This window comes from Gordonia sp. DT30 (assembly GCF_049844915.1).
Lineage (GTDB): Bacteria > Actinomycetota > Actinomycetes > Mycobacteriales > Mycobacteriaceae > Gordonia.
On sequence record NZ_JBNCLY010000003.1, the window covers coordinates 44,945 to 57,323 of the forward strand.

Here is a 12,379-nt window from a genome sequence, read left to right on the forward strand (position 1 = left end):
CCCGACCGATGCTCGGGCGTCCACACCTACGCCGGCGGCTGTCGGTACAACGCCGACGACCCCCACCGACCGCGGTATCCGGCCGAACTGCGGCCGGGAGTCAGGCCCGAGGCCGCCTGAGAAAGCACGGGACCGGCAATTCAGCCGACCCCGGCACTCGGGTCGACGGCCTGCTCGAGGAGGCTGCGCCGATACGCCTCGAGCGCCACGAGATCGCCGAACACCGCGTTGTACCCGTCGGGGTCCTCGCTGGGCGCCATCCGCCGCAGTCGGGACTTGATGTCGGCGATCTGCGCACCGACCCACACCTCCTGCAACCGGGCCAACACGCTGTTGACGTAGCGCGGGACGTTGTCCTCGGTCACCGACATCGGTTCCACCGCCAGCTCGGTGACCAACGGAGAGAGCACCGGATCGTCGACCTGGTGGTTCACCGCGTCGACCCACTGAGCACTCGCCATCCCCGATGACGTGCCACCGAGGTCGGACATCGCCTGACGTAGCCGCGCATACGCCGGCTCGGTGAAGCATTCGGCCGGCAGCGAATCGAAGACCGTCCCCGCGATGCCCGGACATTGAAGCGCCGACTTGAGCGCCTCGCGTTGCGCCCACAGGCGTGGATCATCAGGGCGTGGCCGGCCAGAACCGGGCTGCTTGGCGGCCTCCGGACGATCCCGCCGCAACTGGCGGCTCGGAGCCGATGCCCGGCCCGAGGTCCGGGCATGGCGGGCGCCCTCTTCGCGAACGCGGGCGAGCACCTGGGCCACCTCGTCCCACCCCACCCAGCCGGCGAGTTGGCGCGCGTACTCGTCGCGCAATGCAACGTCTTTGATGCGGGCCACCACGGGCACCGCCTCCCGAAGCGCGTGCACACGCCCCTCGGCGGTATCGAGGTCGTAGGTCGCGATGAGGGTCTTGATCGCAAACTCGAACATCGGGGTGCGCCGGGCGATCAGATCGCGGACCGCGGCGTCGCCCCGTTCCTGACGCAGTTCACACGGGTCCATCCCGTCGGGCGCGATCGCGACGAATGTCTGACCGGCAACCGACTGCTCACCTTCGAAAGCCTTGAGCGCCGCCGCTTTTCCGGCATCGTCACCGTCGAAGGTGTAGATCACCTCGCCACGGAAGTACGAGTCGTCCATCATCAGCCGCCGCACCAGCGCGAGGTGATCCTCACCGAAGGCGGTTCCACACGCCGCGACGGCGGTGGTCACACCGGACAAGTGCATCGCCATCACGTCGGTATAGCCCTCGACGATGACCACCTGATGACCTTTGGCGATACTCTTCTTCGCCAGATCCAGACCGAAGAGCACCTGAGACTTCTTGTACAACATGGTTTCCGGCGTGTTCATGTACTTGCCGAGGTTGTCGTCGTCGAAGAGTTTGCGGGCCCCGAAGCCGATGATGTCGCCGCCGAGATTGCGGATCGGCCACAGCAGCCGCCGATGGAAACGATCGATGGGTCCCTTACGACCCTCCTTGGACAGACCGGCTTCGGTGAGTTCGGCGAACTCGAAGCCTTGGGCAAGCAGGTGTTTGGTCATCGTGTCCCACCCGGCGGGGGCGTATCCGCAGCCGAACTGTGCGGCGGCGGCCGCATCGAAGTTGCGTTCGGTCAGGTAGTCGCGAGCGATCTGCGCCTCGGGCGAACGCAACTGTTCGACGTAGAACTTGTGCGCGGCGGCATTGGCAGCGGCGAGGCGGGCACGGGTCCCGCGGTCGCGTGCCACGCTCGGTCCGCCGCCCTCGTAGTGGATCTGATAGCCGATCCGGTCGGCGAGCTGTTCGACCGCCTCGACGAAGCCGACGTGCTCCTGCTTCTGCAAGAAGCTGTAGACATCGCCGCCCTCCCCACAGCCGAAGCAGTGAAAATGCCCATGCAGCGGGCGGACATGAAACGACGGGGTCTTCTCGTCATGAAAGGGACACAAGCCCTTGAGCCGGTCCGAACCGGCCTGCTTGAGTGCCACGTAATCGCCGATGATCTCCTCGATGCGGGTCTGTTCACGGATAGCCGTGATGTCGCGATCGGGAATTCGGCCTGCCACTTCGACCAGTGTAGTGATCACGATGGTGTCCGGCTCGCGCGGTTCGGCCCCGGCCCGGTGAGCGGTACGGTCGAGCTGATCGGTATCAGGCCGGATCACCGCCCGGCGACGACGGAACAGGAGTCCGCATGGCACAGGAATCATCCCCGTTCACCCCCACTCCGTTCACAACCGACGAGCAGGCCCGGCTGACCAGCGGCCGCGACTTCTGGACCACCGAGGCGATCGGCGACCTGTCGCCGATCATGCTCACCGACGGCCCCCACGGTCTGCGTAAACAGACCGGCGGCACCGATGCCCTGGGCATCTCGGGCAGCGTCGCGGCGACATGCTTCCCGCCGGCCGCCGGACTGGCCCAGACCTGGAGTCCGGCGCTGGCCCAGCGGGTCGGTGCCGCCATCGGCGACGAGGCGCGCGGCCAGAGGGTCTCGGTGGTCCTCGGTCCGGGCATCAATCTCAAGAGGTCGGTACGCGGTGGCCGCAACTTCGAGTTCTTCTCCGAGGACCCGTACCTGACCGCCCAGCTCGGCGGAGCCTGGGTACGGGGCTTGCAGAGCCGCGGCGTAGGCGCATCGCTGAAGCACTTCGCGGCCAACAACCAGGAGACCGACCGGATGCGCGTCAGCGCCGACGTCGACGAGCGCACCCTGCACGAGCTGTACCTGCGCGCGTTCCGTGCGATCGTGACACGTGAGCAGCCGTGGACGGTGATGTGCTCCTACAACCGGATCAACGGTGTACACACCGCGCAGCACCGTGAGTTGCTCACCGAGACCCTGCGCGAGCGTTGGGGTTTCGACGGAGCAGTCGTCAGCGACTGGGGTGCGGTGGTGGATCGCGTTCGGTCGGTGGCCGCCGGACTCGACCTGACGATGCCCTCCCCGGGCACCGCCGCCGACGCCGAGGTCGCCGCCGCGGCGTCCGACGGCCGGCTCGACCCGAGCACACTGGCAGCCGCCGCAGACCGGGTCGCCACACTCGTCCGCACGGCCACCTCGCACGCACCGGCCACCGACGAGAGCCCCGACCTCGACGCCCACCACCAGCTGGCGCGGGAGGCGGCCGGCCAGGCAATCGTGTTGCTGCGCAATGACGACGACGTGCTGCCGCTCTCGGCGTCGACTGACCTCGGCGTCATCGGTCGCCTCGCCACGCAGCCGCGCTATCAGGGTGGCGGCTCGTCACACGTGAACGCGACGCGGGTGGACGTGCCACTCGACGAGATCCGTGCGCGTGCCGACGGATCGGTGGGCTTCGCGCCCGGCTACCTGGTCGGCGACACCGGTGCCGATCCGGGCGAGGTCCTTCTCGGCGAGGCGCTCGATCTGGCCCGCAACTCGTCGACGGTGGTGCTGTTCCTCGGCCTCGCCGATCAGCAGGAGTCCGAGGGCTTCGACCGCGACGACATCGACCTGCCCGCCGACCAGATCGCACTCGCCGAGGCCGTCGTTGCCGCCAATCCGCGCACGGTGATCGTTCTCGCACACGGCGGGGTGCTGGCACTGTCACCGCTGACCGCTCCGGCGATCCTCGACGGCGCACTCCTCGGCCAGGGGGTCGGCGCCGCCGTCGCCGACGTACTGTTCGGGCAGGTGAATCCCTCGGGCCGACTGGCCGAGACGATTCCGCTGCGCATCGAGGACACCTCCGACTACCTGTCCTTCCCCGGCGAGTCGGGCCATGTGACCTACGGCGAGGGACTGTTCATCGGCTACCGCTGGTATGACTCACGCAACCTGCCGGTCGCCTTCCCATTCGGACATGGCTTGTCCTACACGACTTTCGAGTACCGAGATCTGGATGTCCACGCGAACGACGACGGCGGCATCGACATCGCGGTGACGGTCGCCAACACCGGCGAGCGGGCCGGTCGCGAGGTGATACAGGTCTACGCGGGCCCCACCAAGCGGCGCGAGGCCAAATCCGTCGCGACCGGCCCGGTCCGGGAACTCAAGGCGTTCACCGACGTCGACCTCGATCCTGGGCAGTCGCGCCGCGCGGATCTCACCATCTCCGCCGACGATCTGGCCTGCTGGGATCTGCGGACACACGCTTTCGTCGTCTCGTCCGGATGTTATGCGGTGTCGGTGGGTGCCTCGAGTCGAGACCTGCGTGGCACCGTCGAGGTCGACATCGTCGGCAACGAGCCGACCCTGCCACTCACCGAGGACTCGAGCATCGCCGAGGTGCTCGCCGACCCCGTCGCCGCCGAGGGGATGGCGCCGATCATCGCCGGGCTGACGGGCGGATCCGATTCCGGTCCCGATTCTGGCATCGACATCGCGGCGATGATGGGCTCGGTTCCGGTGGGCCGCATCGTCGACTTCTCCGCCGGCGCACTGTCGCGAGAATCCCTGCAGGGCATCCTGGATCGGGCCAACGCCGCGCACTGACCTGCGGGACGTCGGCACTGACCACACAGCGCCGGCGGCGGCGGCGGTTCAGCCCAGATGCGCCTGCGCGCCCGAATTGTGCTTGTCGGTACGTTCGAGCCGGCCTTCGGTCATCGAGGCGATCTGATCGACGATCACCCGCTTGCGGGCCGCATCATCGGTGGCCTGTTGCCAACTGGGCACGAAAACCGGATCGAGGCCGCCCGGCGCCGCGGCGATGAGCCAGTCACCCACCCGGTGAATCCGCTCGCGCTGGCGGGCTTGATGGGCTTTGTGCCGGACGTCGGAGAAGATGAACCGCAGCGCAAGCGTTTTCAGGATCGCCACCTCGGCGGCGATCAGTGGCGGCACCAACAGGTCGGCGTCGTAACGCGACAGCGACCGGCCCCCCACCACCGCGCGGGTACCGGTGATGGCCGCCGACGCGAATCGGCCGATGAGTTCGCTGGTGAGTCGTTTCAGTTTGACCGAAGCATCCAGACTACCGTCGAACACGCCGATCGCCCGCACGATCTCCATGCGCGAAAGCCGTTGGGCCGCATCGATGAGCGGCTCCGGCTCGAGGTCCGGGAACTCCTTGATGCCGATGTCGGCGAGCGTACGCTGATCGTCGGGGTCGGCGAGAGACCGCAGGTCGATCCGATTGGCGATGACGCCGTCCTCGAGATCGTGAACCGAGTAGGCGACGTCGTCGGACCAGTCCATCACCTGCGCCTCGATACACTGCCGGTCACCGGGAGCACCCCGGCGCACCCAGTTCAGCGCGGCGGCGTCATCGGCGTACGCACCGAACTTCACCTTCGGCGGGCGGCGCGTCCACGGGTATTTCAGGGTGGCATCGAGCGAGGCCCGGGTCAGGTTGAGCCCGGCGCTGCGGCCCGCGGCGTCGAGCAGCTTCGGCTCCAGCCGCGTCAGGATTCGCAGATTCTGCGCGTTGCCCTCGAAACCTCCGATGTCGGAGGCCAGTTCGTTGAGAGCATGCTCACCGTTGTGCCCGTAGGGCGGATGCCCGATGTCGTGGGCCAGGCCGGCGAGCTCCACCAGATCGGGTTCGCAGCCCAGGCCGATCGCGATACCGCGACCGATCTGGCCGACCTCGAGCGAATGAGTCAATCGGGTACGCGGGATGTCACCCTCCCGGGGGCCGACCACCTGCGTCTTGTCGGCGAGCCGGCGCAGCGCGGCCGAATGCAGCACCCGGGCACGATCACGCGCATACTCGCTGCGGTGATCGGTCCGGGTGCCCGGCAGACTGGCGATCTTGGCGCCCTCGGGCACCACCCGCTCGGTGGCCTCGTCGCCGTAGAACGCGGTCGGCGGAATCCCCGACCGACCGGTGTCGGGACTGCTAGTCAAGCACCCAGCCCCGGGCGACGGCGAATTCGGTGATACGGCTACGGATCGCGACGATCTGCGCGGCGGTGAGTTCGTCGGAGGAGTCGAGCAGAAGCTCCGTCACCTCCTCGGTGAATGCGGCCGCGTCCAGCGAGCCGCCACCTTGGCGCGGACGCCGCGGACGGTCCCGGTCCCGATCCCGGTCATGCGAGCGGCCGTGATGGTCGTCGCGGCGGTGCTCGTCGCGGCGCGACGGGCGGCCACCGCCGGATTCGTCGGCCGGTGCGGCGCCGGTCACCGCGACATTGGTCGCCTTGGAACCGCGGTCGGTCTCCTCGACGTCGAAGGAGACCCGGGCGCCCGGCTTCAGCTCGTTCTCGTCGATATCGATGTCATTGATGTGCAAGAACACATCTGCCCCACCAGATTCCGGGGCCAAGAACCCGAATCCCCGATTCGCGTCGTAATGGACGACCTTGCCGTTGACTGCCACGATTCCACTCACTCTCTGCTGATCGCGCCGGTGGGCCCCTTGCCCGGACCGTGCGATGTGATCCCAATTGTGACAGACAACCGCAGGTCAGGCCGAATCGAAATCTCCGGCCACCACCTCACGCGCCGAGCAGTTTGCCTCCCAGATACTCGGCCACCCGGTCGAGGGCGACGCGCTCCTGGCTCATGGAATCGCGTTCCCGGATGGTCACGGCCTGATCATCGAGGGTGTCGAAGTCGACGGTGACGCAGAACGGGGTGCCGATTTCGTCCTGCCGGCGGTAGCGCTTGCCGATGCCCTGCGCGTCGTCGAACTCCACGTTCCAGCTCTTGCGCAACTCCGCGGCGAGGTCCTTGGCCTTCGGTGAGAGCTTCTCGTTGCGTGAGAGCGGCAGCACCGCCACCTTGACCGGGGCCAGTCGCCGATCCAGCCGCAACACCGTGCGGGAATCGGTGCCGCCCTTGGCATTCGGGACCTCTTCTTCGGTGAGCGCGTCACACAGGAAGGCCATCACCGATCGGGTGAGTCCGGCTGCGGGCTCGATGACGTAGGGGGTGTAGCGCTCCCCGGACGCCTGATCGAAGAACGACAGGTCCTCGCCGGAATGCCTGGAATGCGTCGACAGATCGAAGTCGGTGCGGTTGGCCACACCCTCGAGCTCACCCCACGGGTTGCCGGAGAAGCCGAACTTGTACTCCACGTCGACGGTGCGCTTGGAGTAGTGCGAGAGCTTCTCCGCCGCGTGCTCGTAGAGCCGGAGGTTCTCGGGATCGATGCCGAGGTCGACGTACCAGTCGAATCGTCGGTCGATCCAGTATTGGTGCCACGTCTCGTCGTCACCCGGTTTGACGAAGAATTCCATCTCCATCTGCTCGAACTCGCGGGTCCGGAAGATGAAGTTGCCCGGGGTGATCTCGTTACGGAAGCTCTTGCCGATCTGGGCGATACCGAACGGCGGCTTCTTACGCGACGTCGTCATCACGTTCTTGAAGTTCACGAAGATGCCCTGCGCGGTCTCCGGGCGTAGGTAGTGCAGCCCCTCCTCGTCGTCCACCGGGCCGAGGTAGGTCTTCATCAGACCGCTGAATGCCTTTGGCTCGGTCCACTTTCCGGGCTGGCCGGTGTCGGGGTCGTTGATGTCGGCCAGCCCGTTCTCCGGCGGGTGTCCGTGTTTGATCTCGTAGTTCTCGATCAGATGATCGGCGCGGTAGCGCTTGTGGGTGTAGAGCGACTCCACGAGCGGATCGGTGAACACCTCGACGTGGCCGGAGGCCTCCCACACCCGCCGGGGCAGGATCACCGAGGAGTCGAGGCCGACGACGTCATCGCGCGAGGTGACCATCGCACGCCACCACTGCCGCTTGATGTTCTCCTTGAGCTCGACACCCAACGGGCCGTAGTCCCACGCCGAGCGGGTCCCGCCGTAGATCTCACCACTCGGGTAGACAAGACCGCGCCGCTTGGCGAGGTTGACGACGGCTTCGACTTTGGACGGGGCGGCGGCCACGGTGAATCGCACTCCACAGACGTTGGGACGGGTGACTGCGCCGGACACCAGGGGTGACCGGCAACCCTTACAGGGTAGCCGCCGCCGGATGGGGCCAAGAATCCTCTCGCCCGATGGGGCCGAGAATCGCCCACCGCGGAGACGTTCGGCCGGCGGCGTGGCAGATCGCACGCACCAAATGACAACGAATTCCCATAAGATGGTCGGCATGGAGTCCAACCGCCGACCTTGCGACGCCGCCACTGCGCGCGCGGATGCCCAGGCGCGCGAAGCGGCCAGCGATCTGCTGCGTGCTCTCGCCGCACCCACCCGGATCGCGATCGTCCTGTCACTGCAGGAGAGCGCGAAATGCGTACACGAGTTGGTCGGCGACCTCGCGCTGAGTCAACCGCTGGTCAGCCAGCATCTGCGGGTCCTCAAGGACGCCGGGGTGGTTCGGGGACACCGCAACGGCCGCGAGATCATGTACGAGCTCATCGACGATCACCTTGCACACATCGTGACCGACGCACTCGTCCACGCGAACGAGTCGCGCGGCGCGCGTTCGACCGGCACTGCTGCGTCGGGCCCGCAGACCGAGGTGGCCTCATGAGCAAGAGCACCGAGGCGCAGCGTCCGGTCACCGGGGTGCGCGCCACGCGGCAGCGTGCCGCGATCGCCGATGAACTCGCCGCGAGCGACGATTTCCGGTCCGCGCAGGAACTCCACGAGCAACTCAAGGCGCGCGGCGAGTCGATCGGACTGACCACTGTCTATCGGAACCTGCAGGCTTTGTCCCGGTCCGGCCAGATCGACGCCCTGTGGGACGGGTCCGGGGAGACGCGCTACCGGCACTGTTCGTCGGGGCATCATCACCATCTCGTGTGCCGCGACTGCGGCACGACCGTCGAGGTGCAGGCCGACCCGGTCGAGCGGTGGGCGAGCGCGCTCGGCGACGAACACGGCTTCACCGACATCCACCACACCGTCGAGGTGTTCGGCCGGTGCGCGCGATGCCGGGCCGGTCGGTGAGCGCCGTCCGCCGCTGACGCGAACCTCAGCCGCCCACCAGAACGCCGGCCACATCGGCACCGGTCACCAACACCAGGTGCAATACCGTCAGCAGCCCGACGTCCTCGAGTCCGCCGAGCGGAAACGTGTAGTAGAGCAGCACATCGGTGGTCACCCCGTCGGGGTCGCTTCGGCGCAGGCTCCCGAAACTCAGCTTGGCGCCCTGTGTTTCGACGTCGTCGCGCAATTGCGGGGTGTTCGGCAGGTTCAGCGCGATCAGCTGGGTGACGCTGAGGACCTCGAGTTCCTCGGCGAGTTCGACTGCGCGGATCGAGGCACGGGTACGACCGACCCGCACGACGACCGAGTCAGCGTCCGCCTCGACGACGTCACCCACCTCGGCCAGCAATTGCCGCACCCGCGCAATCGAATTCGCATTCGCGCCCGCGGAGCTCACCGGGGTTTGACCCCGCCGAATCGGCGATCGCGTGAGGCGTACTCGACACACGCCGCCCACAGGTCGCGGCGATCGAAGTCCGGAAAGAGCTTCTCCTGGAACACCATCTCGGCATAGGCCGACTGCCACAACAGAAAGTTCGAGATCCGTTGCTCGCCGGACGGACGCAAGAACAGGTCGACGTCAGGCATCTCCGGCTCGTCGAGGTACCGGGCGAAACTCGACTCGGTGATGCGCTCCGGGTCGATCTCGCCGGCAGCGGCGCGGCGAGCGATTTCCTTTGCCGCATCTGCGATCTCGGCACGACCCCCGTAATTGACACACATGGTCAGCGTCATCACGTCGTTGTCCTTGGTGAGTTCCTCGGCGATCTCGAGCTCTTTGATGACGCTGCGCCACAGCCGGGGGCGGCGTCCGGCCCAGCGCACCCGGACACCCATCTCGTGCATCTCGTCGCGTCTGCGCCGGATCACGTCGCGGTTGAAGCCCATGAGGAAGCGGACCTCGTCGGGGCTGCGTGACCAGTTCTCGGTGGAGAAGGCATACGCAGACAGCCAGGTCACGCCGATGTCGATGCATCCGCAGACCGTGTCCATCAGGACTGCCTCGCCACGTTTGTGTCCCTCGGTGCGCGACAAGCCGCGATCGGTGGCCCAGCGCCCGTTCCCGTCCATCACGAGCGCGACGTGCCTGGGTACGAACTCGGCGGGCAAGGCCGGCGGGGTGGCGCCGCTGGGATGCGGATCGGGCGGCCGAACCGGCGTGCGCCGACCGGGCGCGGACTGCTTTTTGGCGGAGTTACCCGGCCGCAGCGCCATCATCGACTCCTCTCACACCCGTCTGGCCCAGCCTATGGGGAGCGGCGCGCTCGATGAGCGGCAGGGTGCGCAGCTGCCGTTCCAGATGCCACTGCAAGTGCGCGGCGGTCAGTCCGCTGGCCTGGCGCCGCAATGAGTCGGAGACGTCCACGGTGTGCTCCCACTGCCCGCGGAACAGCGCGTCCATGAGGTCGAGGACCCCGGGCGACGGGGTCGCGGCCCCCGGCGGACGACAGTGCAGGCACACCGCGCCCCCGGCCGCGACGTGGAACGCCCGGTGCGGGCCGGGCTGAGCGCAGCGGGCGCACAGTTCCAGTGCCGGCATCCATCCGGCGCAGTGCATGGCGCGCAGCAGGAAGGCGTCGAGGATCAGTTGCCGGGGACGACGGTCGCCGGCCAGTGCCTCGAGAGCTCCTACGGTCAGCCGCTGCAGTTGGGTGGCGGGTGCGCGTTCCTCGCCGGCGAGCCGTTCGGCGGTCTCGAGAACCGCGCACGCGGTGGTGTATCGGCCGTAGTCGGCGACGATGGCGTCGGCGAAGGCATGCAGGCTGTGCACCTGCGTGATGACGTCGAGGTTGCGTCCCGGGTAGAGGTGGACGTCGACGTGCGCGAACGGTTCGAGTCGCGCCCCGAACTTGGATCGGGTGCGGCGCACTCCCTTGGCGACCGCGCGCACCAATCCGTGCTCGGCGGTGAGCAGCGTGATGATCCGGTCGGCCTCGCCGAGTTTGTGCTGACGCAGCACGACGGCCTCGTCCCGGTAGAACCTCACCAGGTCATTCTGTCATCGTCGGGCGACAGACATCGACGGTGACACCCGAGACGTCACGAATCGTCCGTCGAGCGCGCCGACGACCCGGCGACGGGCGAGTGATGCGGTGACGGGGTGGTGATGGTCGGCGTCCCGGTCCGGTCCAGGGCCGCGGCGAGCCGTGGTGGTAGCCGCATCCCGCCCGGATAGCGATGCCAGCCCTTGCGGTCGTAGAAAACGGTGCCCGCCCAGCCCAGCAGCGCGCCGATCGCCAGACCGATGATGGTCTGGATGATCGACCGCCCCAGCCCGGCATCCCAGTCGGCGTCGAAGTACAGGATGGCGCGCACCCCCAGATAGACCAGATGCATCGGCTCCACCGCCGCGACCCAGGTGAACAACCGCGGACTCGCCTCCAGCGGCACCGTCCCACCCGATGACGGCAACCCCAGGATGACGAAGAAGACGAGGTTGAGGATCAGCCCCACGTTGCCGAATACCGCCATCATCGAACTCGCCGACACCCCGACCGCAAAGATCACCAGCACCGAGAACGCCCACAGCGTGAAGGCATTGGGCAGGGACGTCCCCACCGCCGTACACACCCCGACGAACAACGCCGACTGGACCATCGCGACCAGGCCCATGATCGTCCATTTGGCAGCCAGCGTGCCCCACCGCGAGATCGCCAGGCGTACCCGGAGCTGATAGAACGGCCCGAACTCGATCGGGGTCTGCCCCAGGATGCCGTCGACGACGATGCTGACCATCATCGCGCCGGTGAAGCCGGCGAGGATCAGCAGCAGCGTGAAGTAGAAGGCGGACAAACCGTTTCCGGACCCGTCGGGCAAGGGCACGGCCTCGACGACGTCGACCTTCACCGGCTGCCACAGCGCGAGCTGAGCGGCGCCGGAGAACGGCACGTTCGCCTTGGCCAGCTGCGCCTGAACCGTATCGGTGAGCTGCTTACCCATCTGCTGGTTCACCTGGTCGGAGACCCGGTCGGCGAAGGTGGTGGTGATCGCGGAGGCGAACGTCCCCGAACCGCGGTTGATGTACACGGTGACGGTGACCGGTTCCGGACGTGCTTGCAGCACCGTCGCCTTCCCCAGCGCGAGAACCGAAGCGGAGAAGTTCGCCCCCAGGGAGACGACGCCGTAGACCTTGGCCGAGTTGAGTTCGTTGAGCGCCGTCACCCGGTCGGTGCGGTGGATGGCGATGCCGTTCTTGCCCGCATTGGCCACGATGCCGTCGGCGACCTGCCTGCCGTAGTCGACATGCGTGGAGGTGCCGTTGCCGTTGTCGAGTGTGCCGCCGCTGTCCTCGTCGACGAGCGCGATCGGGAAGTTGTGGAGGTCCTTCTCCGGGTCGGAGATGGCACCCATGTACAGAGTGGCCATCAGGGACATGACGACGAGCACGAGCAGCAGGGGCAGCAGCCAGAACCGGGGCGAACCCAGTACTTCCGAGATCGTGGCCGTGATGGCCGCATCGCTCTCGGGTTGTTCATGCGCGCCCGAATCGGCGAGTTCGTCGCCGTTGCGCTCGGTCCCCGGTTCCTCGTGCCTGCCCATCGATACC

The 12,379-nt window shown here is 67.4% G+C and carries 11 protein-coding genes; 3 read left to right on the forward strand and 8 right to left on the reverse strand.

Translation table 11 applies throughout. From position 1 onward, the window contains the following. Window positions 1-140: 140 nt before the first annotated feature. Complete coding sequence (gene dnaG, locus ACLQ3C_RS03900; RefSeq protein ID WP_425703620.1) at window positions 141-2,054, reverse strand: DNA primase; 1,914 nt, start codon at window positions 2,052-2,054, stop codon at window positions 141-143. 128 nt (window positions 2,055-2,182) lie between these two features. Between dnaG and ACLQ3C_RS03905 the strand changes: the two genes are divergently transcribed. Continuing rightward, a complete protein-coding gene (locus ACLQ3C_RS03905; protein ID WP_425703622.1) occupies window positions 2,183-4,447 on the forward strand; it encodes a glycoside hydrolase family 3 C-terminal domain-containing protein in 2,265 nt (754 codons plus the stop codon). A 48-nt stretch (window positions 4,448-4,495) separates the two neighbouring features. Here the strand turns inward: ACLQ3C_RS03905 and ACLQ3C_RS03910 are convergent, their stop codons facing one another. From ACLQ3C_RS03910 to ACLQ3C_RS03920, 3 genes are all read right to left on the reverse strand, one after another. After that, window positions 4,496-5,803: a deoxyguanosinetriphosphate triphosphohydrolase gene (locus ACLQ3C_RS03910; RefSeq protein WP_425703624.1), complete on the reverse strand. Its 1,308-nt coding sequence runs from the start codon at window positions 5,801-5,803 to the stop codon at window positions 4,496-4,498. After that, window positions 5,796-6,275, reverse strand: coding sequence for a cold-shock protein (locus ACLQ3C_RS03915; RefSeq protein ID WP_425703973.1), 480 nt, complete (start codon window positions 6,273-6,275; stop codon window positions 5,796-5,798). Before ACLQ3C_RS03915 ends, ACLQ3C_RS03910 begins: the two co-directional genes overlap by 8 nt. A gap of 118 nt (window positions 6,276-6,393) precedes the next feature. Beyond that, on the reverse strand, window positions 6,394-7,794 hold the full coding sequence (locus ACLQ3C_RS03920) for a glycine--tRNA ligase (RefSeq protein WP_425703626.1): 1,401 nt from the start codon (window positions 7,792-7,794) through the stop codon (window positions 6,394-6,396). A gap of 187 nt (window positions 7,795-7,981) precedes the next feature. On the opposite strand from ACLQ3C_RS03920, the gene ACLQ3C_RS03925 reads away from it, so the two are divergent. Then, window positions 7,982-8,374, forward strand: a complete 393-nt coding sequence (locus ACLQ3C_RS03925; RefSeq protein WP_425703628.1) for an ArsR/SmtB family transcription factor — start codon at window positions 7,982-7,984, stop codon at window positions 8,372-8,374. Further along, window positions 8,371-8,793 (forward strand): Fur family transcriptional regulator, encoded by a 423-nt coding sequence (locus tag ACLQ3C_RS03930; protein WP_425703630.1) that lies wholly within the window; start codon window positions 8,371-8,373, stop codon window positions 8,791-8,793. The genes ACLQ3C_RS03925 and ACLQ3C_RS03930 overlap by 4 nt, the downstream gene beginning before the upstream one ends. 25 nt (window positions 8,794-8,818) lie before the next feature. On the opposite strand, the gene ACLQ3C_RS03935 is transcribed toward ACLQ3C_RS03930, so the two are convergent. The 4 genes from ACLQ3C_RS03935 to ACLQ3C_RS03950 are packed head-to-tail and all read right to left on the reverse strand — an operon-like array spanning window position 8,819 to window position 12,372. Next, the gene (locus ACLQ3C_RS03935) at window positions 8,819-9,229 is read right to left on the reverse strand and encodes a hypothetical protein (protein WP_425703632.1); all 411 of its coding nucleotides are present in this window, start codon (window positions 9,227-9,229) and stop codon (window positions 8,819-8,821) included. Next, window positions 9,226-10,047 carry an isoprenyl transferase gene (locus tag ACLQ3C_RS03940; RefSeq protein ID WP_425703634.1) on the reverse strand — a complete coding sequence of 274 codons (822 nt, stop codon included), beginning with the start codon at window positions 10,045-10,047 and terminating at the stop codon, window positions 9,226-9,228. Before ACLQ3C_RS03940 ends, ACLQ3C_RS03935 begins: the two co-directional genes overlap by 4 nt. Next, window positions 10,028-10,819 carry a DNA repair protein RecO gene (gene recO / locus ACLQ3C_RS03945; RefSeq protein ID WP_425703635.1) on the reverse strand — a complete coding sequence of 264 codons (792 nt, stop codon included), beginning with the start codon at window positions 10,817-10,819 and terminating at the stop codon, window positions 10,028-10,030. Before recO ends, ACLQ3C_RS03940 begins: the two co-directional genes overlap by 20 nt. Window positions 10,820-10,872: 53 nt before the next feature. Next, window positions 10,873-12,372 (reverse strand): YhgE/Pip domain-containing protein, encoded by a 1,500-nt coding sequence (locus ACLQ3C_RS03950; protein ID WP_425703637.1) that lies wholly within the window; start codon window positions 12,370-12,372, stop codon window positions 10,873-10,875. Window positions 12,373-12,379: the final 7 nt, after the last annotated feature.